The organism is Luteimonas sp. A478 (assembly GCF_054052025.1).
In genome coordinates this window covers 209,244-234,988 of the sequence record NZ_JBSVRF010000002.1, presented here as the reverse complement: position 1 = coordinate 234,988, position 25,745 = coordinate 209,244, and the positions used below count along the sequence as shown (strand labels likewise).

Annotated in this window: 12 protein-coding genes; 11 read left to right on the top strand and 1 reads right to left on the bottom strand. The window is 65.3% G+C overall.

The window, feature by feature from the left end; all coding sequences use genetic code 11:
* Positions 1–256 precede the first annotated feature (256 nt).
* Genes ACW7G3_RS04695 through ACW7G3_RS04685 form a run of 3 tightly spaced genes read left to right on the top strand, consistent with a single transcriptional unit; the run spans position 257 to position 3,350 of the window.
* Positions 257–1,357, top strand: coding sequence for an SIR2 family protein (locus tag ACW7G3_RS04695; RefSeq protein ID WP_456981399.1), 1,101 nt, complete (start codon positions 257–259; stop codon positions 1,355–1,357).
* Positions 1,354–3,135: an ATP-binding protein gene (locus tag ACW7G3_RS04690; protein ID WP_456981398.1), complete on the top strand. Its 1,782-nt coding sequence runs from the start codon at positions 1,354–1,356 to the stop codon at positions 3,133–3,135. Before ACW7G3_RS04695 ends, ACW7G3_RS04690 begins: the two co-directional genes overlap by 4 nt.
* Positions 3,102–3,350, top strand: a complete 249-nt coding sequence (locus ACW7G3_RS04685; protein ID WP_456981396.1) for a KTSC domain-containing protein — start codon at positions 3,102–3,104, stop codon at positions 3,348–3,350. The genes ACW7G3_RS04690 and ACW7G3_RS04685 overlap by 34 nt, the downstream gene beginning before the upstream one ends.
* Before the next feature lie 47 nt (positions 3,351–3,397).
* On the opposite strand, the gene ACW7G3_RS04680 is transcribed toward ACW7G3_RS04685, so the two are convergent.
* Entirely contained in the window at positions 3,398–3,913 is a 516-nt protein-coding gene (locus ACW7G3_RS04680; protein ID WP_456981394.1) for an FAD-dependent oxidoreductase, read from the bottom strand.
* A 15-nt stretch (positions 3,914–3,928) separates the two neighbouring features.
* Here ACW7G3_RS04680 and ACW7G3_RS04675 point away from each other — a divergent pair, with 15 nt between their 5' ends.
* The 8 genes from ACW7G3_RS04675 (at position 3,929) to ACW7G3_RS04640 (ending at position 25,557) form a co-directional block, all read left to right on the top strand.
* A complete protein-coding gene (locus tag ACW7G3_RS04675; RefSeq protein WP_456981392.1) occupies positions 3,929–6,319 on the top strand; it encodes a type I restriction-modification system subunit M in 2,391 nt (796 codons plus the stop codon).
* Positions 6,319–7,602: a restriction endonuclease subunit S gene (locus tag ACW7G3_RS04670; RefSeq protein WP_456981391.1), complete on the top strand. Its 1,284-nt coding sequence runs from the start codon at positions 6,319–6,321 to the stop codon at positions 7,600–7,602. Before ACW7G3_RS04675 ends, ACW7G3_RS04670 begins: the two co-directional genes overlap by 1 nt.
* A gap of 12 nt (positions 7,603–7,614) precedes the next feature.
* Entirely contained in the window at positions 7,615–10,656 is a 3,042-nt protein-coding gene (locus tag ACW7G3_RS04665) for a type I restriction endonuclease subunit R (RefSeq protein WP_456981390.1), read from the top strand.
* 145 nt (positions 10,657–10,801) lie between these two features.
* Entirely contained in the window at positions 10,802–10,987 is a 186-nt protein-coding gene (locus ACW7G3_RS04660) for a hypothetical protein (RefSeq protein ID WP_456974206.1), read from the top strand.
* Positions 10,984–11,286 carry a type II toxin-antitoxin system RelE/ParE family toxin gene (locus ACW7G3_RS04655; RefSeq protein WP_456974204.1) on the top strand — a complete coding sequence of 101 codons (303 nt, stop codon included), beginning with the start codon at positions 10,984–10,986 and terminating at the stop codon, positions 11,284–11,286. Before ACW7G3_RS04660 ends, ACW7G3_RS04655 begins: the two co-directional genes overlap by 4 nt.
* Before the next feature lie 272 nt (positions 11,287–11,558).
* Entirely contained in the window at positions 11,559–23,654 is a 12,096-nt protein-coding gene (locus ACW7G3_RS04650) for an amino acid adenylation domain-containing protein (protein ID WP_456981388.1), read from the top strand.
* Positions 23,651–24,154: a phosphopantetheine-binding protein gene (locus ACW7G3_RS04645; RefSeq protein ID WP_456981386.1), complete on the top strand. Its 504-nt coding sequence runs from the start codon at positions 23,651–23,653 to the stop codon at positions 24,152–24,154. The genes ACW7G3_RS04650 and ACW7G3_RS04645 overlap by 4 nt, the downstream gene beginning before the upstream one ends.
* 98 nt (positions 24,155–24,252) lie before the next feature.
* Positions 24,253–25,557, top strand: a complete 1,305-nt coding sequence (locus ACW7G3_RS04640; protein WP_456981384.1) for an NAD(P)/FAD-dependent oxidoreductase — start codon at positions 24,253–24,255, stop codon at positions 25,555–25,557.
* Positions 25,558–25,745 lie beyond the last annotated feature (188 nt).

Here is a 25,745-nt window from a genome sequence, read left to right as displayed (position 1 = left end):
TAAAGCCTCGGGAATGTGGCTCACCCCGAAACGGCCACAACATTGTTCGCGATTAAGGATGATGAGCTAGCAGAAAAGTTAATATGCCTTGGCGCTGCCAACGGTTGAAGCAACGTAGATCGACCAGTCTTGAGGGGGCAAGATGTCTAGTCATACAGTTCACAATCCGGATCATTATATGTCTGCTTTGCGGACGATTATTTCGGGAGGACGGAAGAGGATCGGGCTCCTCATTGGAGCGGGAGCCTCTGCGGGGATGAAGAAAAGCGACGGCAGCTACCCGCTAATCCCAGCGGTTGCGGAGCTGACTGCCCAAGTCCTCGATTCACTCAAGGCAACTTACGAAGATCAGCTTCAAGCCCTCCTGGAAGAGATTGCTCCTAGGCAAGACATCGAAGCCATCCTTTCTCGAGTTCGAACTCTCTCGAAGGTGATTGGCAAGGCCGAAGTTCACGGCCTCGATGGAGATGGCTATCGAACTCTAGGCGAGAAAATCTGCGAAAAAATCGCTGACGTCGTCAACGTAGGGCTTCCTCAGGAGATCTCTGCTTATAGTGAAATCGCAACCTGGATCACAGGCGCCGCTAGAGAGCATCCGATAGAAATTTTCACGACAAACTATGATCTATTACTAGAAGAAGCGCTGGAAAGGATACGAGCACCTTATTTCGACGGGTTTACCGGAGGGCGAAACCCATTCTTCGACGCCGTTTCCGTATCGAGCAATGATCTTCCGCCGCGCTGGACTCGTCTTTGGAAATTGCATGGTTCACTCGGTTGGCGATCGAACAGCAGAGGGGAGGTCGTACGTTCGGGAACTTCTAGTTCGAGTCACCTAATATTCCCCGAACATCTGAAGTACGAACAGACTCAAAAGGCTCCTTACACATCTCTTTTGGATAGGCTGCGATCGTTCTTGTCCGTCCCAGACACCTTGCTAATCTCAACCGGTTTCTCATTCGCCGATGCGCATATTTCGACGCGGGTTGCGGAAGGACTTTCGGCAAATCCGTCATCTGCAGTTTTCGCTTTTCAATTTAAAACGTTGCAGGAGGAAGTGTGCGCTGCGGAACTCGGTTCTAGGCTGCCAAACTTTAGTGTTTATGCGCGTGACGCGGCAATCATCAATGGAGCGCCAGGAGCCTGGCGCGTGCCTACGGAGCTTCCTTCTAAGGATTGGGGTGCGATTCGCTCCTCCTATTGGAGTCAGCCATCACCTGACAAATCGGCAGAGTTCACGCTTGGCGCGATAGAGCCGTTGGCCCGCTTCTTTGCCGCCTCCAGATCAACGCAGGCTTTCTTAGTAAAAGAGCCGCTCTCTGAAACGGCCTCCGATGATACGGATGAAGGCTTGTGAACGCGCCGACGTTACTAGGGCATGTCGGTGCAGTTGCGGGTGCAACAATAAGCGTCCGGCTTTACGAGGGCATCGCGTCTGGTATCGCCGTCATTGGCGGCCGAAGTTACCGTGTTGGTCAAGTTGGTAGCTTCGTACGAGTTCCGCAGGGTTATCACGACCTTTATGGGATCATTTCAGACGTTGGTGCATCAGCTACGCCTGAGACAGTTGTCGATCCCGGCGCTAAAGGTGATCGGTGGATGAAGGTGCAGTTGGTCGGAGAAGTGGTCGAGACCACATTCGAAAGGGGGATAGGTCAATACCCGTCGATCAACGACCAAGTGCACCTCGTGACAGAGGATGATTTAACGCGCATCTACGGAGGTAGCAACTTCGGGCAAGTCGCGGTCGGTCGGCTTTCGGGCGCGGAGAGTATTCCCGTGCGGATTGATCTCGACAAGCTTGTTACGCGGCACTCCGCAGTGCTCGGGTCAACTGGATCAGGTAAGTCTACAACCGTAACCAGCCTTTTGCGCTCGTTATCTATTGTCCAAGATCAAAGCCCCGGTTTTCCGAGTGCTCGAATTCTATTAATCGACATTCATGGTGAATACGGAAATGCGTTAAGTGACGCCGCAAAGGTGTTTCGGATTAGCCCGCTGAAGGGAGAGTTTCCGCTCTATATCCCCTACTGGGCATTGGGTCTTTCCGATCTTCTTCACTTTATTCTTGGAAAAACTGAGGAAAAGGCGTTAGCTGCAATTCATGACCACATATTAGCTATGAAGGCCGCAGCGGTGGGGGTCAAGCCGACCCCCGGTGTGGAGTTGAATTCACTTACTGTAGACAGTCCCCTGCCTTTCAGCTTGAAGGCGCTTTGGTCTGAGCTTATTGATCCAGAGTTGAAGACTTGGAACGAAAACACCCAGCGAACGTCCGCCCAGACTGCGCCCGGCGATGCTGGAACGCTAGAGGCCCCTACATATCCCTTGCCAGGCCCTGGGGGAGCTCCACCTTTCGCAAACAAAACAGGCGTACTGTCGATCCGTCGCCAGCTCGACCAAATGCGGTCACGACTGCTGGATAGGAAGTATGACTTCATGCTTCACCCTGGCCCTTGGGAGCCGGATTTGAAGGGCTCAGTCGAGAAAGATCTGGCAGATCTTTTGGAAAGTTGGTTGGGGCATGACAAGCCGATCACAGTGTTGGACTTGAGCGGTGTGCCGAGTGCAGTGCTCATGAGGCTGATCGGCGGAATTCTTAACATTATCTACGAGAGCCTATTTTGGGCCCGCCTCCGACCAGAAGGTGGCAGGCAGCGCCCGCTACTGATGGTTATGGAGGAGGCGCACCGTTACCTTGGTCATGACAACGAGAACCCAGCCAGAGACGCAGTGCAGCGAATAGTCAAAGAAGGACGCAAGTTTGGCCTTGGGGCCATGATCGTTAGTCAAAGACCGTCCGAGATTGATGACACGATTCTTTCGCAATGTGGCACCTTCTTTGCCCTGAGGCTTTCCAACGCCATGGACAGGTCGAAGGTTCAGGCGGCACTTCCTGATAGTTTGTCAGGAATCGTTGATAGTCTGCCAGTTCTTCGGACTGGCGAGGCAGTTATCACAGGAGAGGCAGCAAAGTTGCCAGTCCGGTGTCGTATCACCCTTCCCGACGAGCGATTTCGCCCCGCGAGCGGGGATCCACTTGTGGCAGAGTGCTGGGCCAAAAAAAGAACCGCAGAGGACTATTCGGCCATGGCGGCGGCATGGCGTTCGCAGAACCCTTGGTGGAAGGACTGAATATGGAACGGCAAAGTGTGAGTTCATCAAACATTGCGTCAGTAGGTTACGATCCCGCCTCGGAAACGTTGGAAGTGGAATTTGTAAAGACTGGGAAGGTTTACGAGTACTATAACGTGCCGGCTTTTATGCACGAGAGATTAATGGAGGCCTCCTCAATAGGGCAGTTCTTTAATGCCGAAATTCGCAACGCGTATGCATATAATCCCGTGTGAGGCAAGTTTGCGGGTCGCTGAATAGGCGTCGTGAGCCATCTGGGTCATTACCTAGATCCACACGTGAGCTCGCCCTCACGCTGGTAGGCCTGCAGCGCCGTTTCCATCGATGTGGCGTCGTGCAGCGCAGCGGTAAGGGCTTCGGCATCGAGCAGCGTCATGTTCACGCCCTGGCCGAGCTGCGGGCTCATGGCGTCTGCGCAGTCGCCCAGCAGCACGACGGGGCTACGGCGCCAGTGCTTCATGCCGGTGTCGCGGTAGCGGGCGCAGGCAAGCGGGGCGGGGTCGATGATGCCGGCGAAGATGTCGCGCGTGTCGGGCCAAAGCCGGTGTAGTACGTCCATCCATCCGGCCAGGCCGTCGGTCTCCCTCTGGGCGAAGGCGTCGGTGCGCAGGCTCCAGAAGAAGCTAAGCCGGCCGGTGGGATCATCTCGGCGGCCTTCACCGGCAGCAGTGCGACGCGTGCGACCGGTGGCGCAGTCCAGTAGCAGGTCCCACAGCGTCGGCGAGCAGTAGACAATGGTCGCTTTCAGCAAGCCGCGCCAATCTTTCCGGCGCGACATGGAAGAACGCCACACATGAACCACGCAGCACACAACAAACTCGTTTCCTTCATCTGGTCCATTGCCGACGACTGCCTGCGCGACGTGTACGTACGCGGCAAATACCGCGACGTCATCCTGCCGATGGTCGTCCTGCGCCGGCTCGACACTCTGCTGGAGCCGACCAAGGCCGCCGTGCTGGAAGAAGTCCGCTTCCAGCGCGAAGAGATGAAGGCGATGGAACTTGACGATGCGCCCCTGAGTGCGGCATCGGGCTACGTGTTCTACAACACCAGCAAGTGGACGCTGAAGCAGCTGTATTCCACCGCGACGAACAACCAGCAGATCCTGCTGGCCAACGTCGAGGAGTACCTGGGCGGGTTCAGTGACAACGTCAAGGAGATCATCTCCCGCTTCAAGCTGCTTGAGCAGATGCGGCACATGGCGGGCAAGCAGGTGCTGCTCGATGTGCTGGAGAAGTTCATTTCGCCCTGGATCAACGTAGCGCCGCACGATGCCGAGGACCCGGAAGGCAACACCATGCCCGGCCTGTCGAACCTGGGCATGGGCTATGTCTTCGAAGAGCTGATCCGCAAGTTCAACGAGGAAAACAACGAGGAGGCCGGCGAGCACTTCACGCCGCGTGAGGTGATCCAGCTGATGACCCACCTCATCTTTGACCCGATCAAGGACCGGCTGCCGCCGGTGATGACCATCTATGACCCGGCCTGCGGCAGCGGCGGGATGCTGACCGAAGCCCAGAACCACATCAAGGATCCAGAAGGCCCGATCGCCGCGACGGGCGACGTGTATCTCTATGGCAAGGAGATCAACGACGAGACCTATGCCATCTGCAAGTCCGACATGATGATCAAGGGCAACAACCCCGAGAACATCAGGGTCGGTTCAACGCTTGCCACCGACGAGTTCTCGGGCCACCGCTTCGATTTCATGCTCTCCAACCCGCCCTACGGCAAGAGCTGGAAGAGCGACCATAAGTACATCAAGGACGGCAACGAGGTCATCGACCCTCGCTTCCAGGTGGAACTGGCCAATTACTGGGGCGAAACGGAGACCGTCGATGCCACCCCGCGCTCCAGCGACGGACAGCTGTTGTTCCTGATGGAGATGGTGAGCAAGATGAAGCCCACCGCCGATAGCCCCATCGGCTCGCGCATCGCCAGCGTCCACAACGGCTCGAGCCTGTTCACCGGCGACGCGGGCAGCGGCGAATCCAACATCCGCCGCTACATCATCGAAAACGACATGCTGGACACCATCATCCAGCTGCCCAACAACCTGTTCTACAACACCGACATCACCACCTATATCTGGCTGCTGAGCAATGCCAAGCCCAAGGCCCGCCGCGGCAAGGTGCAGCTGATTGATGCCAACCTGATGTTCCGCAAGCTGCGCAAGAACCTGGGCGACAAGAACTGCGAATTCGCACCGGAGCATATCGACGAGATCGTCGCTGCCTGCCTGGCCTTCGAGCCGGTCGAACGCCAGCTGGACGCGAACGGAGACCCGACCGGCATCGCCGTGCAGATCTTCGACAACGCAGATTTCGGCTACTGCAAGGTCACCGTCGAGCGACCCGACCGTAGGCGCGCGCAGTTCAGCGCCCAACGGCTGGAGCCCCTTCGCTTTGACCGAGCCCTCCGCGAACCCATGGAACACCTGTGGGCCGAGCATGGTGAGAGGGTCTATGAACCCAGCTTCCTGAAATCCCAGGCCAAGGTGATCCGGGCATGGTGCGAGGAGCAGGCCATCGCCCTGAACGCCAGGCAGCGCACCAGGCTGGTCGACACCGGGCTGTGGCTGCGCCAGCGCGAACTGCTCCAGGCCGGCCATCAGCTGATGGACGCCATCGGCACTGGGGAGACGGCGGATTTCAACGCCTTCCGCGACCACGTGGCCAAGGTGCTGAAGGACCACAAGATCAGGCTGTCAGCGGCCGAGCGCAACGCCATCCTCAACGCGGTCAGCTGGTATGCGGAAGATGCCGAGAAGGTCATCAGCAAGATCCTGCGCTTCACGAAGTCCGAGCTGGCGGAGCTCGCGGCGCGGCTGGGCTGCGATATCGACGACCTGGCGGACTTCGGCTTCTACGTCCAACCGGATGGCCGCTACGTGACCTATGAATCCAGCACCGAGCTGCGCGACAGCGAGTCGGTGCCGCTGAAGGACAGCATCCACCGCTACTACAAGTCCGAGGTGCAGCCGCATGTGCCCGAGGCCTGGATCAACCTGGACACGGTGAAGATCGGCTACGAGATCAGCTTCAACAAGTATTTCTACCGCCACAAGCCGCTGCGCAGCCTGGAGGAGGTGACGCAGGATATTCTGGCGCTGGAGCAAAAGGCCGATGGCCTGATCGCCGATATCTTAGGGGTGAAGACGGCCAAGTTGGCGGAGGCGGTGTGATGACGCTTGCCTCGTTGCCAACCTATGACAGCTTCAAAGATAGTGGTGTCGAGTGGATCGGGGACGTGCCATCCGACTGGCGTGTCGAGCCGGGCCGCCAGTGTCTGTATGAGAGCAAGGACAAAAACACTGGGATGAAGGAAGACACTGTGCTTTCCCTCAGCTATGGCCGAGTGATTGTGAAAGACGAGGACAAGCTGACTGGACTGGTACCGGAAAGCTTTGAGACATATCAGATCGTCGAACCCGGCGACATCATCATTCGCGGCACGGACCTCCAGAACGACAAGAGAAGCCTGCGTACCGGGCTGGCACGGGACAAGGGCATCATTACATCGGCCTACATCAATTTGCGCCCGAAGGCCGAAATTGATCCTGTGTTCCTCCATTACCTTCTCCATTCCTACGACGTGAAGAAGGTGTTCTACGCGCTCGGTTCGGGGTTGCGGCAGAACCTTTCCTATGACGACTTCAAATATTTGCGCCTGCCAATCCCATTGCTCGAGGAACAGCACGCCATCGCAGCGTTTCTGGAGGAGAAATGCGCCAAGGTGGACGAGGCGGTGCGGATCAAGGAAGAGCAGATCGCGCTTCTGCGCGAGCGGCGGCAGATCCTGATCCAGCAGGCCGTCACCCGCGGCCTGAACCCCGATGTCCCCAAGAAAGACAGCGGCATCGACTGGGTGGGTCCGGTACCGGAGCATTGGGACGTAAAGCCGCTGTTTACCGAGGCTGAAATTAAGTCTGTAACAAATAAGCCGGATCTTCCGCTGCTGTCGGTCTACCTCGGCCTTGGTGTAGTCAAGTTTGAAGACGTCGAAGAAAAAAGAACGAATGCGACAAGTTTGAATTTGTCCAATTATCAGGTTGCAGAGCCTGGCGATCTGGTTCTAAACAATCAACAAGCGTGGCGCGGATCCGTCGGAGTTTCGTTTGAGACAGGGATTGTCAGCCCCGCCTACATCGTGCTGGAACTGTCGGACCGCTTCGACTCTGAGTTTGCCAACCTCTACTTCCGCTCTGGCACTACTGTTGCGCACTACCTGATTAATTCAAAAGGTGTCGGCACCATCCAGCGCAACCTGTATTGGCCTAGGCTGAAGCGAGCGCTAGTAACGATACCTCCTCTTGATGAGCAGCGAAGTATCGTCAAGCACGTCAAACGGCAGTGCAAAAAAATTGACAACGGCGTCGCAATTAAGGAAAGCCAGATCGCTGCGCTCAAGGAATACAAGACCAGCCTGATCAACGCCGCAGTCACAGGTAAGATCAAGGTGGCATAAGGGGGGGAGGTGATGGTCAGCAACACCAAGGAAGTCGCGCTGGAACAGGCGATCCAGCGGCATCTGACGGGCCAGACCACGGAGAGCCTGGCCGACGCGTCAGCAACCTATGACCGATCCCTCTACCGACTGGGCCTGCCCGCCGATTTCGGCGCCGAATACGCGCTCGATACCCGGCTGTTCTGGGAGTTCCTGGAAACCACGCAGGACAAGGAGCTGGCCAAGCTGAAGGCCCGCAACCCCGCCGACTGGCAGCGCAAGATCCTCGAGCGCTTCGACCGGCTGATCAAAAAGCACGGGGTGCTGCACCTGCTGAAGAAGGGCCTGGCCGTCGATGACGCCTTCTTTGTGCTGATGTATCCCGCGCCGCTGGCGAGTTCCGCCACCAGGGTGCACGAGAACTTCGCCGCCAACATCTTCAGCGTCACCCGGCAGGTCCGCTATTCGCAGGCCAACCCGGCCGAAGAGATCGACATGGTCCTCTTCATCAACGGGCTGCCGCTGGTCACGATTGAGCTGAAGAACGCCTGGACGGGCCAGACGGCGCGCTATCACGGCAAGAAGCAGTACCGCGAAGGGCGCGATGCCAGCCAGCCGCTGCTGCAGTTCGGCCGCGCCCTGGTGCATATGGCCGTGGACACCGACGAGGTGTTCATGACCACCAGGCTGGCCGGGCCCGCCACCTTCTTCCTGCCCTTCAACAAGGGCCACAACGAGGGCGAAGGCAACCCGCCCAACCCGCACGGCCACAAGACCGCCTATCTGTGGGAAGAGGTGTTCACGAAGGAAAGCCTGGCGGGCATCATCCAGCACTTCGTGCTGCTGGAAGGCAAGGCGACCGATCCGCTGGCGAAGAAAGCGCTGATCTTCCCGCGCTATCACCAGCTCGATGTGGTGCGCCGCCTGCTTGACCATGCCGCCAGCAATGGCGTGGGACACAGCTATCTGATCCAGCATTCAGCAGGCTCGGGCAAGTCCAACTCGATTACCTGGGCAGCGTTCCAGCTGATCGAAAGCTATCCGGAAAAGCCGGATCTCCCAGGGGCCAAGGGTCTGGACCAGCCGCTGTTCGACAGCGTCATCGTGGTGACCGACCGCCGCCTCCTGGACAGGCAGCTGCGCGACAACATCAAGGATTTTTCCGAGGTCAAGAACATCGTCGCCCCGGCGCACAGCTCCGCGGATCTGAGGTCCGCGCTGGAGCACGGCAAGAAGATCATCATCACCACGATCCAGAAATTCCCGTTCATCATCGACGGCATCGCCGACCTCAGCGACAAGCGCTTCGGGGTGATCATCGACGAGGCGCACAGCGGCCAGAGCGGCATTGCGCACGACAACATGAACCGCGCGATGGGCGCCGGCGAAGAAGATCCGGACGAGGACGACCCGCAGGAGCGGATCCTGGCGGCCATGCGCTCACGCAAGATGCGCGGCAACGCCTCGTACTTCGCCTTCACCGCAACGCCCAAGAACACCACGCTGGAGAAGTTCGGCGAGGCCCAGCCGGATGGCAGCTTCAAGCCGTTCCACTTGTACAGCATGAAGCAGGCCATCGAGGAAGGCTTCATCCTGGACGTGCTGGCGAACTACACCACCTACAAGAGCTACTACGAGATCCAGAAGTCGATCGCCGACAACCCCCTGTTCGACACCGCCAAGGCGCAGAAGAAGCTGCGGGCCTACGTGGAGCGCAGCCAGCAGACGATCAACACCAAGGCCGAGATCATGCTCGACCACTTCATCGGCCAGGTGGTGACGCCCAAGAAGCTCAAGGGCAAGGCCAAGGGCATGGTCGTCACCCAGAACATCGAGGCCGCCATCCGCTACTACAACGCGGTGAACCGGTTGCTGGGCGAACGGGGCCACCCGTTCAAGGCGCTGGTTGCGTTTTCGGGCGAGAAGCTCGTGGATGGCGTGACCTATACCGAGGCCGGGGTTAACGGTTTTTCCGAGTCCGAAACTCGCGACCGGTTCGATGACGACGAATACCGGCTGTTGGTGGTTGCCAACAAGTACCTGACGGGCTTCGACCAGCCCAAGCTGACCACGATGTACGTGGACAAGAAGCTGCAGCATGTCCTTGCCGTGCAGGCGCTGTCCCGCCTCAACCGTTCGGCGCCCAGGCTCGGCAAGCGGACCGAGGACCTGTTCATCCTCGACTTCTTCAACGATGTCGATGACATCAAGACGGCCTTCGATCCCTTCTACACAGTCACGACCCTGTCATCGGCCACGGACGTGAACGTCCTGCACGAGCTGAAGGACGTGCTTGACCAGGTGGGCGTGTACGAATGGCAGGAGGTCGAGGACTTCGTGGCGCGGTACTTCGCCGGCGAGGATGCCCAGACCCTGAGCCCGCTCATCGATACGGCTGCGGACCGCTTCAACGATCAGCTGGAGCTGGACGAAAAGGACAAGATTGATTTCAAGATCAAGGCGCGCCAGTTCGTGAAGGTTTATGGCCAGATGGCGTCGATCCTGCCGTTCGAAGTCGTTGATTGGGAGAAGCTCTTCTGGTTCCTCAAGTTCCTGGTCCCGAAGCTGAAGATCAAGGACCCCAATCAGGACACGCTGGACGAGTTGCTGGAAGCCGTGGACCTGTCGTCCTACGGCCTGGAGCGGACCAAGCTCAACCACACCATCAGCCTTGATCCGTCTGACGCCGAGCTCGATCCGCAGAATCCCAATCCACGCGGTCACCACGGCGGTGAGCCGGACAAGGATCCGCTCGACGAGATCATCCGCAGCTTCAACGAACGCTGGTTCCAGGGCTGGAGCGCGACGCCGGAAGAGCAGCGGGTGAAGTTCGTCAACGTGGTGAACAGCATCCGCGCGCACCCGGATTACGTCGAGAAGTACGAATCAAACGCCGATCCCTTCAACAAGGGTCTGGCCCTCGACAGGATCCTGCACGAGGTGATGCTAAAACGCCGGAAGGAAGAGTTGGAGCTTTACAAACTGTTTGCTTCCGACCCTGGTTTCAAATCCGCCTGGAGTCAAAGCATCAAGGAAACGCTCAACCGGAATCTGGACGACCGGCCCAAGGCTTGAGCTCCTCGACTCCATTAACCAGCTGCCGGCCTGGTCCGGATGAGCGGCGGCTGCGGCGCGCTGAACGCCTGCCTGGGGACGAACAGGACAGCCTGGACAGTGGGGGGCTAAGATGTTCGGGACCTCCCTTGCGAGAGACATTCCCATGGCTGCCGTGTTCAAACAGCAGGCCCACCAGCTGGTAGACGACCTGCCCGACGATGCCAGTTGGGAGGACCTGATCTATCAGGCCGCCTTGCACCGGGCGATCGAGAAGGGCATCGACCAGGCCGATGCAGGGCAGCTCATTGCCGCCGAGGACGTGCTTCGGCAGCTTGAATTGGCCGCGTGAGGGTTTACTGGACGCCGGGCGCGCAAGCCCGGCTGCTGGAGATCCAGACCTACCTGAAAGAACACGCGCCAGACGTGGCGTCGTCGGTGGCGCTCCAGCTGGCGCGTCGCGCGCTGGAACTGGGTGAGTTGCCGGCGATGGGCAAGCGGTTGGAGCGCTATCGGCCCGTCGAAGTGCGGGAGTTACTTGAACGCCCCTATCGCTTGATCTACCGCGTGACGCATACACAGGTGGAAATCCTGACGGTGCTGCACTACCGGCAGCTGATGCCGACCGATCTGGCCGACGTGCATGAGTGATCGCGGCATGGCTTCCTAGCCATGCGTCAGCACCCGCCGGCAGCAGCCCCGTGCGCCACGGCACCTGCAGGCCGCTGGGCTGCAGGAGAAAGTCGGAGCGGACCGGGTCGGGCGGTGGGGACCCGTTCGGACGCGGAAACGTCGCATCCTGCCTCCTGAAGGCATCAAGGAGCTGCCCGACGCGGGGCGCTGAGTCGCGGGCGCCACTGGCCGCTCTTTCCCTCGGAATCCGTTCAATTGGCTGTATGGATGGACGGGGGGGGAGCGGTCGGATGATCACGGGTGACGCGAAAGGCTACTGGGAGTCGGCATTGTCCGGAGCGACCCAGTCGATCGGCCTGGCGGTGGGCGATATGCGCGCCGCCGGAGCGGACGGGTGCGGGTCCGCGGGCCGGCTGCTGGAGCCGCCGCTTGTCATGCGGTTGCGTGCCTTCGCAGCGGCGCATGGCGTCGCTCCGGGCCAGGTGCTGCTGGCGTCGTTCCTGGTGTTGCTGCACCGGCTCTCGTCGCAGGCGGACCTCGTCATCCAGCATCGCCATGACGACGGTCCGGCGCTGCCGCTGCGCTTCGGGCTGACCGAAGGGACCGACGTGGCCGCGTGCCTGCGGCTGGTGGCGACGCGTGTGGACGAAGCCGCGCGGCATGCCCCGGCGTTCGCGGCCTCGGATGCGGCCGCGATCCGGTGGCAGGCGCTGTTTACCGAAGGGGCGATCGATGCTCCGTTCGAGGACGGCACGCTGCTGGCCATGCGGCTCGGCGAGGCCGACTCTTCCGGCCGCCTGCCGGTTCGGTTCGAGTTCGTTGATGCGCTGCTCGATGCGCGCCAGGCCGACCACTGGCTTGGCTGCTGGGAAACCCTGCTGTGCGCGATGCTCGACGACGCCCGTGGCCTCGTGGCCGACCTGCCGCTGCTGGACGAGGCGCAGCGCAGCGCCGCCGTGGAGCGCTGGAACGGCACCACTGCCGCGTTCCCGGAGGTCGCGGGCGTGCATCGCCTGTTCGAGGCCCAGGTGGCCCGCACTCCCGACGCGATCGCGCTGGTGCACGGCGATGAGCGGCTGACCTACGCTGAACTGAACGCGCGGGCCAACCGCCTGGCGCGCCATTTGCGCAGTTGCGGCGTGGGCCGGGACGGGCGCGTGGCGATCCATGTCGAGCGCGGCGTGGGGGTGGTGCTGGGCCTGCTGGCCACGCTCAAGGCCGGGGGCGCGTATGTGCCGCTGGACCCCACCTATCCGGCCGACCGGCTGGCCTACACGCTCTCCGACTCACAGCCGCGCGTGCTGTTGACGATGTCCGGCATGGAGCCCGTTGCAGACGGCGCACCGGGCGGGAAGGCGGGAGGGAAGCCGGGCGGGCTGGTCGTGATCGACCTGCTGGCCACGGACGCACCCTGGGCGAAACAGCCCGCGCACGACCTCGGCCCGGACGAATGCGACGTGCGCGCGGACGACCTGGCCTACGTGCTCTACACCTCGGGCTCGACCGGCCAGCCCAAGGGCGTGGCGATGCCCCATGGGCCGCTGGCCAACCTGATCCAGTGGCAGGTGCGCGAGCCGGGCCACGATGCGCCGCTGCGCACGCTGCAGTACGCGGCGCTGGGCTTTGACGTGGCCTTCCAGGAAACCTTCGCCACGCTTGCCACCGGCGGCGAGCTGCACCTGATCGACCAGGACGCGCGGCTGGCTGCGGGCAGGCTGTTCGACTTCATCGTCGAACACCGCATCGAACGCATATTCCTTCCGTATTTCGCGCTGCAGATGCTGGCCGAGGGACTCGAAGGCCATATCGCCTCGCTGCCGGCCGGCGAGCCGGTGCGCTGCGACCTGCGCGAGGTGATCACCGCCGGCGAACAGCTGCGCATCGAACCGAAGATCGTGCGCTTTTTCGAGCGCCTGCCCGGCTGCCGCCTGCACAACCACTACGGCCCGACCGAGACGCACGTGGTTACCGCGCTGACCCTGCCCGCGGATCCCGCGACCTGGCCGCGGCTGCCGAGCATCGGCCGGCCGATCGCCAATGCGCGGGTGTACGTACTGGACGAGGGCGGGCGAGTGCTTCCTGAAGGGGCGGCCGGCGAGCTGTACCTGGCCGGGCCGGTACTGGCGCGCGGTTACCTCGGACGCGACGCGTTGAGCGCGGAGCGCTTCGTGCCCGATCCCTTCGTCGGGGGCGGGGCGCGCATGTATCGCAGCGGCGACCTGGGCCGCTGGCTGCCCGACGGCAACCTTGAATGCCTCGGCCGCCAGGACTTCCAGGTGAAGATCCGCGGGTTCCGGGTTGAGCCGGGCGAAATCGAGGCGCAAGTGATGGCGTTCCCCGGCGTGCGCCAGGCCGGCGTGCTCGCACGCGAGGACGTACCGGGCATGACGCGGCTGGTCGCCTACGTGTCTGCGCAGGACGCGGCGGCGCCGGTCGATCTGGAGCGGCTGCGCGGCCACCTGGTGGCGCAGCTGCCGGACTACATGGTGCCGGTGGCCTTCGTGCAGATGGACGCGCTGCCGCTCTCGCCCAACGGCAAGCTCGATCGCGCGCAGCTGCCCAGGCCCGGCCGCGGACGCCCGGATTGGGCCGGGCCGTACGCCGCCCCGCGGACGCCGGTCGAAGCCGCGCTGTGCCGGATCTTCGCCGAGGTCCTCGACCTGGAGGGGCTGGGTCGTGACGACAGTTTCTTCGACCTCGGGGGCAGCTCGCTGCTGGTGATCCGGGTGCTGGAGGCCGCGCGCCGCGAAGGCATCGGCGACGTGCCGGCGACGGCGCTGTTCAATTCGCCCACGCCGGCGACGCTGGCGACGGAAATCACGTCCGGTGACGCTCCGCGCGCCCTCGATACCACGCGCATGTCGCGCGGCCGCGGCGGCAGCGACGGTGAGCCGATCGCGATCATCGCCATGGCCGGGCGCTTCCCGGGATCGGCCTCGGTCGAAGTGCTGTGGGAAAGCCTGTGCGCTGGCCGCGACGGCGTGGCCCGCTTTTCCGCGGACGAGCTGGACGCCGCCATCCCCGAAGCGCTGCGCGCTGACCCGGCCTATGTGCCCGCGCGTGGCGTGTTCGACGACTTTGACGGCTTCGACGCGGCGTTCTTCGGCATTTCGCACAAGGAAGCCGAGCTGATGGACCCCCAGCAGCGCGTGTTCCTGGAGCTGTGCTGGGAGTGCATCGAGCGCGCCGGCCGCGTGCCGGACGCAACCGGCGCGCCGGTGGGCGTGTTTGCCGGCATGTACAACGCCAGCTACTACCAGAACCATGTTCTGGCGCACCCGGACCTGATTGAGAACCTCGGTGCCTTCCAGGTCATGCTGGGCAACGAGAAGGACTACATCGCCACCCGCATCGCGCACAAGCTGGACCTCACCGGCCCGGCTGTGAGCGTGCATACCGCGTGCTCCACCTCGCTGGTGGCGATCGTGCAGGCCGTCGACAGCCTGCGCGCGGGGCGCTGCACCATGGCCCTGGCCGGCGGCGTGGCGGTGACCTGCCCGGTGCGCAGCGGCCATCTGTACCAGGAAGGCGGCATGCTCTCCGCGGACGGGGCCACGCGCAGCTTCGACGCCGGGGCGACCGGGACGGTGTTCAGCGACGGGGCCGCGGTGGTGCTGCTCAAGCGCCTGTCCGAGGCCATCGCGGACGGTGATCCCATCCACGCGGTGATCCGCGGGGCTGCGATCAACAACGATGGTGGCGGCAAGGCGAGCTTCACCGCGCCGAGCAGCGATGGGCAGGCGGCGGTGATCGCGATGGCGCATGCCGATGCCGGGGTCGAGCCACGCAGCATCGGTTACGTCGAGGCGCACGGCACCGCCACGCCCATGGGAGACCCGATCGAGATCGAGGGCCTGACCCGGGCCTTCCGGCAGGGCACCCGGGACACGGGCTTCTGCGTGGTCGGTTCGGTCAAGAGCAACATCGGGCACACGCTGATGGCCGCGGGCGCGGCCGGTGTCATCAAGACCGCACTGGCGCTGGAAAACGGCTGCATTCCGCCCACGGCGCATTTCCGCGAAGGAAATCCATCCATCGATTTCGGGTCCACGCCGTTCCGTGCGAGTGGCGAGCTGCTGCCCTGGCCGGCTTCCCCGGACGGCCCGCGCCGCGCCGGCGTGAGTTCGTTCGGCGTGGGCGGCACCAATGCGCACGTGGTGATGGAGCAGGCTCCGCCGGTGGCTCCTTCCGACGCTGCGGAAGGCGCCCAGTTGCTGGTGCTGTCGGCGCGGACGCCGGCGGCGCTGCAGGCATCCATTACCCGCCTCGCCGACCACCTGGAGGCCAACCCTGCGCAGAACTTCGCCGACGTGGCGTGGACGCTCGCGGTCGGGCGCAAGGCCATGGGGCACCGGGTCGCCGTTGCCGCCGTGGACAGCGCCGGGGCGGTCACGCGGCTGCGCGATGCCAGCCTCGCTGCCGCAGCCGCGAAGACCGTGCCGGCGAAGGACGGCGGGGTGGTCTTCCTGTTCCCTGGACAGGGCTGCCAGTACGCGGGCATGGGGCGGGAGCTGTACGAACGCGAGCCTGCGTTCCGCGAGGCCTTCGATGCCTGCGCCGCGGTGCTCGATGTGGAGCTGCTCGACACGAAGCTGGGCCAGGGCCTGCGCGCCCTGGTGTTCGGCGATGACGCCGAAGCGCTGCTGCCGACAGCGATCATGCAGCCGGCGATCTTCAGCATCGAATATTCCCTGGCGCGCTGGTGGATGGCGCAGGGACTCACGCCGGCGGCGATGGTGGGCCACAGCATCGGCGAGTTCGTTGCCGCGACCCTGGCCGGCGTGTTCGAGCTGGCTGATGCGCTGCGCCTGGTCGCGCGCCGTGGCCGCCTGATGCAGGCCCAGCCCACGGGCGCGATGCTGTCGGTGCGGCAGCCGGGCGCGGCGCTATTGGCGCGCCTGCCGGACGGCCTGTCGCTGGCCGCCGAGAACGCGCCGGGAGCCAGCGTGGTTTCGGGTCCGCACGACCTCATTTCCAGCTTCCAGCAGCAGTTGGAGGCCGAGGGCGTGGCCTGCCGTGCGCTCAGGACCTCGCACGCATTCCATTCCTCGATGATGGAGCCTGCGGTGGCGCCGTTCCGCGCCGAAGTCGAGGCGCTGCCGCGGCAGGCGCCGTCGATCCCGATCTTCTCGACCGCCACCGGCGAACTGCTGGACGCCGCACAAGCGGTGTCGGCCGATTACTGGGCACGCCATCTGCGCGGCACGGTGCGCTTCTCCGGGGCGCTCGCCAGCGCACTGGAGGTGGTGCAGCCGCGCGCGCTGCTGGAGATCGGCCCGCGCAACACGCTTACCGCGCTCTCGCGCCAGCAGCCGCTGCTGCGGGAGCAGGGCGTTGCCGCGATCGCTTCGCTGGGCGACAACCCGGCCGGGGAAGCGACAGCGCTGCTGGACGCGTTCGGACAGGCCTGGAGCCGGGGTCTGGCCCTGCGCCCGGAACTCCTGGACCGGCGCGCGCGCCGACGCCGCGTCCTCCTTCCGGCGTATCCCTTTGAACGAAAACGCTGCTGGCTGGATGCCCATTCCGTGGCCCCGGCGGTCGCTGAGGCCGTGGCGCAGGACGTCGCCGATGCGGCGGTTCCAGGCGCTGCGGCGGTGACCGGCCCGGTCCCGGCTGGACTCGCAGAGGTCTTCGACGAACAGCTCCGGCTCATGTCCGGGCACCTGGACGCGCTGGAGCACAGCGGGGTCGCCGACAGGGAGTGGCTGCTCTCGGTCGTGCGCGACCAGCAGGCGCTGATGGCCCGGCAGATGGTGCTGGCGCAGGCACTGCAGCCCCACCAGGAGCCCGATCAGCAGCCCGGTCGCGTGGACCCGGCTGCACCGCCCACGACCGTGCTGGTTGCACCCGCACCCGGCGCCGCGGAGAGCACCGTGGCCGGCCCCGCAGATGGCGCCCTGGTGCCGACGACGGAACCGCAGCGGGAAATCTGGCTCGCGGCGCGGATCGATCCGTCGGTGGCCCTGGCCTTCAACCAGTCGATCTCGCTCTCCCTGCAGGGCAGGCTCGACGTCGCTGCGCTGCTGTCCGCACTGCGCGCAACGGTCGACCGCCACGATGCGCTGCGTTCGACGATCTCCGCCGACGGTGAATGGCTGCACGTCCAGCCGACGATGACGTTGGACATGCCGGTCACCGACCTCGGCGCGCTGGCCGCGGACGGGCAGCCCGAGGCCCTGGCGGGGCGCAAGCGTGCCGGTGTGGAAACGCCGTTCGACCTGGAGCGCGGCCCGCTGCTGCGGGCGGAACTGGTCCGCCTCTCCAACGAAGGCCACGTGCTGCTGCTGCACGCCCACCACATGGTCTGTGACGGCTGGTCGTGGAACGTGATCGTGCACGAGCTGGGCGCGCTTTACTCCCGCGAGTGCGGCGGCCAGGGCCCGGGCCTGCCCGCAGCGCGCTCGTTCCGCGAGTACGCCCGCCTACTGGCGCTGCAGCCGGAGCTGTCGGTGTCGCCCGACGACGAAGCCTGGTGGTTGGCACGGCTTGCCGACGGCGGACCGGTGCTTGACCTGCCCGTGGACCGGCCCCGGTCGCCGGAGCGGGATCCGGCCGCGGGGTTCGCGGTGCGCACGCTCGACGCGGAGCTGATGGATGCGGTGCGGCGCACGGGGTCGGCACACGGTACGAGCTTCTATGTGAGCCTGCTGTCAGCCTTTGGCCTCCTGCTATCGCGGCTCAGCGCCCAGGATGACCTGGTGGTGGGAATTCCGGTCGCCGGCCAGGCGGACGAAGGCTCGGGCGGACCGCTGGTCGGGCACTGCGTCAACCTGCTGCCGCTGCGGCTGGCGATCGACCATGCGCAGTCGTTCGCGGCGCTGCTCGAAGCGACCCGGACAACCGTGCTCGATGCGATGGAGCACCAGCGCTGCACCTTCGGCTCCCTGCTGAAGAAGCTGCGGATCGAACGCGACGCCAGCCGGCCGCCGCTGGTGTCCGCCGTGTTCAACGTCGACCAGGTCGCCGACCGGGAGCGCGATGCGTTCGCCGGCCTGGTGTTGGACCTGTCCGTCACACCGATGGTCTGCGACAACTTCGATTTCTCGATCAACGCGGTGCCGTCGCAGGACGGCCTGCGCCTGGAATGCCTGTACAGCAGCGCGCTGTTCGATGCCGCCACTGTCGATGCGTGGCTGGAAGCGTATGAGAGCGTGCTTCGCGGGCTGGTGCGGGATTCCGCGCAGCGGCTGTCAGGTCTTCCACTGGTGGAAGGCGAAGCGAGGGAACGGTTGCGCGATCTGCAGCCGGCTCCGGTGGCGTTCGACGCGGAGTGCCGGATGCACGAGCACTTCGAACGCCAGTGCGACGTCGACGGCGGGCGCATCGCGCTCTGGCAGGACGGCGACACGACGAGCTACGCGGCGCTGGAGGCGCAGGGCAATCGCATCGCACACCTCCTGCGCTCCAGGGGCATTGCGCGCGGCGCCCTGGTCGGAATCATGCTCGAGCGCACGCCACGGATGCCGGCGGCGGTCCTGGGGACGTTGAAGGCCGGCGCGGGCTATGTGCCGTTGGATCCGGAGCAGCCACCGGCGCGCCTGGCCGCGATCGCCAGGGACGCGCGGTTGTCCGTCATCCTCACCGAGACCGTCCACGCCCGGCGGGTTGCCGTCGAGGGCGTGACGCTGCTCGCGCTGGACGTTCCCGGCGACCTTCCGCCGGACCTGCCCACGACGCGCATCGGGCGCGATGCGGGTGCGGCGATGCCGGATTCGGTGGCCTATGTGGCCTACACGTCGGGCTCGACCGGCACCCCCAAGGGCGTCCGCGTGCCGCATCGTGCGGTCGCGAATCTCATCGCCTGCATGCAGCGCTGGCTGCGGCTCGGCGCGGAAGACGCGGTTGCCGCGGTCACGCCCCTGTCCTTCGATCCCTCGGTCGTGGACCTGTGCCTGCCGCTGTCAGTGGGCGCACGGGTGGTGCTCGTCGACCGGGACACGGCCGTGCACGGCGCGGCGTTCCGGCAGATGATGGAGCGCAGCGGGGCGACCTACCTCGATGCCACGCCTTCGGGCTGGCGCGTGCTGCTCGACGCCGGATGGCGCGGGTCGCCTGGATTCAAGGCCATCTGCGGCGGTGAAGCGATGCCGCCCGATGTCGCGACGGCGCTGCTGGAGCGCGGTGCCGAACTCTGGAACATGTACGGCCCAACCGAGACCACGGTCACCGCCACCGGCGCGCGGATCGCGACGTCGGCGGACGGGCTGCCCGACATCCACATCGGCAGGCCGGTGGACAATTCGAGCGTCTGGATCGTCGACCGCTTCGGCCATCTGTGCCCGCGCGGCACTGCGGGTGAAATCTGTATCGGCGGCGAGGGCCTGAGTCTCGGCTACCTGGACCGGCCCGAGCTGATGGCGAAGCAGTTCGTACCCGGCGTGTTCTCCGCAGCCATGGAGACTGGGTCGGGTGCGCCGCGGCTGTACCGGACCGGGGATCGCGGCCGCTGGCGCGCCGACGGCAACCTCATGCATCTGGGGCGGCGGGACCGCCAGGTGAAGCTGCGCGGCTACCGGATCGAACCGGGCGACATCGAAGCCGCGCTGCGCGCCGACGCGTCGGTGGCCGAGGCTGCCGTGGTGGTGCGCGAAGACGGGCAGGGTGCAGCGGGACTGGTCGCCTATGTGGTGGCGCGCAGTGGCGCCTCCGTCGACGAGACGGCGCTGGCCGAAGGGCTCCGGGACCAGCTGCCGCCATACATGCTGCCGGAACGCGTGGTGGTGCTCGACGCCATGCCGGTCTCGACGACGGGAAAGCTCGCCCCGTCGAAACTGCCCGTGGTACCGCATGACGAAGTGGCCGAGGCTGCGGTGCGTCGGGACGACGGTACGGCGGCGTCGCGGATCGCAGCGAAGATGGCCGAGCTGCTGGACCTGCCGGATTTCGACCCGGAGCAGGACTTCTTCGCCGCAGGTGGCCATTCGCTGCTTGCCGCACGGCTGGCGAGCTGGTTGGAACAGGCCTTCGGGACCCAGGTCAAGCTGCGCCTGTTGTTCGACACGCCCACGCCGGCCGCGCTGGCTGAGGTCCTGCTCGCGCGTCCCGAAGTGGAGGCTAGCGGAGCAGGCGTGCTCGACATCCCGCGCCAGCCGGACCAGTCCATCGGTCCGCTGTCGCTGATGCAGCAGCGGCTGTGGGTGCAGGAACAGATCCAGCCCGATTCGACCAACCACATGATCCCGTCGGCCCTCCGCCTGCGCGGGCCGCTGGACCTGCAGGCGCTGGATCGTGCGCTCGCCGATGTGGTCCACCGCCAGCCCGCCCTGCGCACCGTCCTGGAAGCGTATGACGGCGGTGCGGTGCAGCGGGTGCTGGACGACCTGCCGGTGACGCTGCTGCCGGAGAAGGACCTCACGGCTTTCCCGGCCGGGGAGCGCCATGCCGAGTTCCTGCGTCGGGTCGACCCTCTGATCCGCGCCCCGATCCGGACCGACGACGCGCCCCTGTTCCGGGTCCGCCTGTTCCGGCTGTCCGACCAGGACCACATCCTCTACCTGCAGGTCCATCACGCCGTCTGGGATGGCACTTCGTTCCGCCTGTTCTGCAAGGAAATGGCGACGCTCTACGCGTGCCACACCTCGGGCGTGAGTCCGATGCTGCGCCCGCTCGAGCGCAGCTACATCGACTTCGCGGCCTGGCATTCGGTCGCGGCGGACAGCGAGGACGTGCGCGCGCAGATCGCCCATTGGCGCGAGCGGCTGTCCGGAGGCGTCGAGCCGCTGCGCCTGCCCGCGGATTTCCCGCGTCCGGCCATGCCCAGCGGGCGCGGTGGAAGCGAATTCGTCCGCGTCGAGGCGGCCCTGGCGCAGCGGCTGCGCGAACTCGGCCAGGCCCACCACGCCACCCTGTTCATGACCCTTCTCGCCGCCTATTTCGCGTTCCTGCACCGGACCAGCGGACAGCGCGACCTGGTGGTCGGGCTGCCGGTCCGCAGCCATCTCACCGAACAACTGCAGGAGGTGATGGGCTTTTTTTCCAACGTGCTGCCGATGCGCCTCGAACTGGATCCGGAATGGACCTTTGCCGAGCTGCTGGGGCACGTGCGCGATGAAATGATGGCCTGCTTCGCGCACCCGGACGTGCCGGTCGAGCGCCTCTTGCAGGAGTTGGAGATCCCTCGCGACATGAGCCGGTCGCCGCTGTATCAGGCCCTGTTCTCCATGGACGACTCGCGCGGGCAGGCCCGCCAATGGGGCGAGCTGCGCTGCGACGATCTCACCCTGCCGAACTACAGCGCGTTGACCGACCTCTCGCTGTGGGTGGACGAGGATGACGAGCGGCTGTTGATCGACTTCAACTACAACGCCGACGTCATCGCCGCACCCTCGGCCAAGTTCATGGCGCACCGGTTCGTCGGCCTGCTGGCGCGATTGGTTGCCGAGGCCGATGTCGCGATCGGCAACATCGAGACCCGCGGCGACGAAGACTGCGAGGCGCTGGCGACCTGGAACGACACATCCACCAACCTGCCGCAGGCCACGAGCCTGCCCGGGCTGCTTGCGCCGCAGGTGGAGCGCGCGCCGGAGCGGATCGCCCTGCGCTTCGGCGCACGCACGCTGACATACCGTGAGCTCGACGCACGCAGCAGCCGGCTTGCAGACGCCCTGGCGGCGCGCGGAGTGGGAGCGGGCGACCTGGTGGGTGTCTGCCTCGAGCGCGACCCGGACCTGGTTGCGACCCTGCTGGCGGTCCTGAAGCTGGGCGCCGCGTATGTGCCACTCGACCCGGCGTATCCCGCCGACCGGCTGCGCTTCATGGTCGCCGATGCCGGGCTGGCGCTGCTGGTGTCCGTGGGTGAGCTCGCAGACGGCTTCGCGCTGCAGCCCTCGCAGCAGCTGCTCCTGGATCGGGATGCCGGCGAGATCGAGTCGGCCCCGGTGCTGGCGCGCGAAGTCGACCCGGCCGGCCGGGACGCGCCGGCCTATGTGATCTACACCTCGGGTTCGACCGGAACGCCGAAGGGCGTGGCCGTGCCGAACGGAGCGGTTATCAACTTCCTGCAGGCCATGCGCGAGACGCCCGGGCTGGGCCCGGAAGACATCCTGCTCGGCGTCACCACGACCTCGTTCGACATCTCGGTGCTGGAGATCTTCCTGCCGCTCTGGGTCGGGGCCACCCTGGTGCTGGCGACGCGCGAGCAGGCTGTGGATGGCGGGAAGCTCGTCGCGCTGCTCGAGGACGAGCGCGCCACCGTGCTGCAGGCGACGCCCATCACTTGGCACCTGCTGCTCGAGGCCGGATGGAAGCCGCAGCGCGGATTCCGGGCCCTGTGCGGAGGCGAGCCGCTGTCGGCGGAGCTGGCGGGACTGCTCATCGACCGCGGGGTGGAACTCTGGAACATGTACGGGCCGACCGAGACCACGGTGTGGTCGACCTGCGCCAGGATCGAACGCACGGGCGACGCAGATACGCTCGACATCCACGTCGGTCGCCCGATCGGCAACACCACGGTCTGGGTGATGGACCCGCATGGCCAGGTGTGCCCGGTCGGCGTGCCGGGCGAGATCTGCATCGGCGGCGCGGGTGTCGCCCTGGGCTACCTGGGTCGCGAAGCACTGACGGCAGAACTGTTCGTTGCCGATCGGGTCGCGCCCCGGGACCATGGCACCGGCCTGGCGCCCAGGCTGTATCGCACCGGTGACCGCGGCCGCTGGCGGCACGACGGCATGATCGAACACCAGGGACGTCTGGATTTCCAGCTGAAGCTGCGCGGCCACCGCATCGAGCCGGGTGAGATCGAGGCCTCGCTCGACGCCGACCCCGGCATCGTGCGCTCGGTGGTGACCGTTCGCGAGGACGCGCCGGGCGACCAGCGGCTGGTGGCGTACGTGATCGCCGCCGACAGGGAGCGGTTCGACGACAGGGCGCAGCTCGCGCGGCTGCGCGGGATCCTCCCAACTTACATGGTGCCGCAGCACATTCTGGTGCTTGATGCGCTGCCGCTCCTGCCCAACGGCAAGGTCGACCGCGCCGCGCTGCCACGGCCGCAGCCGCGCAAGCCCGCGGAGGCCGTCGCCGGCGGGCCCGGCGCGGCGCGGGAGGAGCCGCCACGCCACGGCACTGCCGCCGCTGTCGGCTATGTGACCGCGCTCTGCTCCGAGCTGGTGGGCGCCCCGGTCGCCGCCGACTACAACTTCTTCGATGCCGGTGGCCACTCGCTCCTGGCGGTGCGCTTCATCAACCGGATCCACAGGGAGACCGGCGTCCGTCTCAACGTGCTCGCCCTGGCGACATCCACGTTGGAACAGTTGGGGGAGCAGATCGCCGGGTCGGAGCGCTTCGCTCCCATGAAGGCCAAGGCGGCACTGCGCGGCGGCCCCATCAGCCAGTTCAGGAAATGGCTGTTCCCCACCCGTCGCCGCGTGCCTTCGGAGCTGCAGGAATGACGCATACGGATCGGCAGGCAATGGAGCCCGGTGGCCGCCACGCGCGCCTCTCGGCACGGGTCAGGGAGCTGTTCGCGGACGTCACTGGCTTCGACATCTCCATGGAGGATGGCGATACCCCCTTCGTGGAGCTGGGGATGGACAGCCTCACGCTGACCCAGGTCTCGGTGCAGCTGGGGAAGGTGTTCCCCGTGGGCATTACCTTCCGCCAGCTGATGGAGGACTGCGCCAGCGTGGACCGTCTGGTGTTGGAGCTGGACGCCCGGCTGCCGCCCGATCCACCGCTCAAAGAGGCTGAGCCGTTGCCATTGCCCGATGCAGGGAGCGCTGCCATTCCTGCGGCCCCGTCCGTCGATGCGGACGCCGTGCGCCACCTGGTCGCGCGGCAGATGCAGCTGATGACACGGCAGCTGGCCCTGTTGTCGCGATGCACCGGTGGGGCGGCGCCTGCGGCCACGACGTCGAGCCTGACCAGCCCCGCCTCCGCCCATTTGCAATAGTGCGCTGCCTGCCGTGGAACCGTTGTTTCTTTGCGGGCATGCTGGCGTGGACGGATGCCCGACATCCGTACCTGGACATGCCGACGAGGACGCACCTGATGGCAACACCCGAAACCCAGCCCCGGATCGTGATCGTCGGCGGTGGCGTGGCCGGCCTGGAAGTCGCCAGCACGCTTGGCCGTCGCTGGCGGGGGCGGGCCGGGACGCCATCGATCACCCTGGTTGACCGCGAGTCGGCGCACGTGTGGAAGCCGATGTTGCACACCATCGCCGCCGGCACGCGGGATATCTCCCAGCAGCAGACCGCTTACCTTGCCCAGGCGCGCGATGCCGGGTTTGCCTATCGCCCGGGTGAGCTGTGTGGCCTGGACCGCAACGCCCGCGAAATCGAGCTGGCGGCGCAGCACGCGCCGGATGGGCGCCTGCTGGTGCCGGCAAGCCGGCTGGGATACGAGGTGCTGGTGCTGGCCACCGGCAGCCAGGCCAATGATTTCGGTACGCCCGGGGTGGCGGAGCACTGCTGGAACATTGATTCGCGGCGCGAGGCCGATGCGTTCAATCGGGAAATGCGCATCCGGCTGCTGCAGTGCCTGACCCAGGATATACCGCTGCATGTCGCCATCGTTGGCGGTGGCGCTACCGGCGTGGAGCTGGCGGCGGAGCTGGTGCAGCTGGTGGAGGCGGCGACCGCCTACGGCGCGCCGGGGCTTGCCGGGCGCATCACCATCACCCTGATCGAGGCCGGGCCGCGCCTGCTGGCGGCCTTCCCGGAGGATATTTCCAGCGCCACGCGCACGCGGCTGGAGGCGATCGGCATCCGCGTGCTGACGGGTACCCAGGTGAGTGCGGCCACCGCCGATGCCTTCGTGCTCGCCGACGGCAGTACGCTGCCCGCCGCGCTCAAGGTGTGGGCCGCCGGGGTCAAGGGCCCCGACTTTCTCGCCGACCTGGATGGGCTGGAGGCGAACCGCAACAATCAGCTGGTGGTGCGCCCGACCCTGCAGAGCACGCGCGACCCCGCCATCTACGTGCTGGGCGATTGCGCAGCGCTGACGCTGCCCGGTGCCGAGCGCGCCCTGCCGCCCACGGCGCAGGTGGCGCACCAGCAGGCGAAATACCTGGTCCGGTCGTTGCCCCGCGTCCTGCAGGGCAGGCCGGTGCCCGATTTCCGCTACCGCGATATGGGCGCCCTGGTGTCACTGGCCGACTACGACGCGTTCGGCTCGCTGGGCCAGTTCGGCCTGTTCAACGGGCTCACCATCCGCGGCAAGCTGGCGCAGCTCAGCCACGTGATGCTCTATCGCAGCCACCAGGCCCGCATCCACGGGTTCTGGCGGGGCGGGCTGCTGTGGCTGGTGGACCGGCTGAACTCCCGCGTGCGCGCCTCGATCCGTCTGGATTGAGCGCGCCACCTGCAGGGCAGCAGCCGTGAGTGACGTTGAATGCCGGTAGGAGCGCGCCATGCGCGCGAAGCCGCGTGAATTCAATCAGCGCGACAAGACGTCGACGGCATCGTCGTGGCCGACGCCACGCGGCATGTCAGCAGTCACGCGGTTTCGCGCGCATGACGCGCGGCACAAAAAAGCCCCGG

What these genes read in the sequence shown, in the direction of transcription:
- ACW7G3_RS04695 (WP_456981399.1), top strand. Translation starts at nt 257, where the DNA reads ATGAAGAAAAGCGACGGCAGCTACCCGCTAATCCCAGCGGTTGCGGAG.
- ACW7G3_RS04685 (WP_456981396.1), top strand. Translation starts at nt 3,102, where the DNA reads ATGGCGTTCGCAGAACCCTTGGTGGAAGGACTGAATATGGAACGGCAA.
- ACW7G3_RS04680 (WP_456981394.1), bottom strand. Translation starts at nt 3,913, where the DNA reads ATGTCGCGCCGGAAAGATTGGCGCGGCTTGCTGAAAGCGACCATTGTC.
- ACW7G3_RS04675 (WP_456981392.1), top strand. Translation starts at nt 3,929, where the DNA reads ATGAACCACGCAGCACACAACAAACTCGTTTCCTTCATCTGGTCCATT.
- ACW7G3_RS04670 (WP_456981391.1), top strand. Translation starts at nt 6,319, where the DNA reads ATGACGCTTGCCTCGTTGCCAACCTATGACAGCTTCAAAGATAGTGGT.
- ACW7G3_RS04665 (WP_456981390.1), top strand. Translation starts at nt 7,615, where the DNA reads ATGGTCAGCAACACCAAGGAAGTCGCGCTGGAACAGGCGATCCAGCGG.
- ACW7G3_RS04660 (WP_456974206.1), top strand. Translation starts at nt 10,802, where the DNA reads ATGGCTGCCGTGTTCAAACAGCAGGCCCACCAGCTGGTAGACGACCTG.
- ACW7G3_RS04650 (WP_456981388.1), top strand. Translation starts at nt 11,559, where the DNA reads ATGATCACGGGTGACGCGAAAGGCTACTGGGAGTCGGCATTGTCCGGA.
- ACW7G3_RS04645 (WP_456981386.1), top strand. Translation starts at nt 23,651, where the DNA reads ATGACGCATACGGATCGGCAGGCAATGGAGCCCGGTGGCCGCCACGCG.
- ACW7G3_RS04640 (WP_456981384.1), top strand. Translation starts at nt 24,253, where the DNA reads ATGGCAACACCCGAAACCCAGCCCCGGATCGTGATCGTCGGCGGTGGC.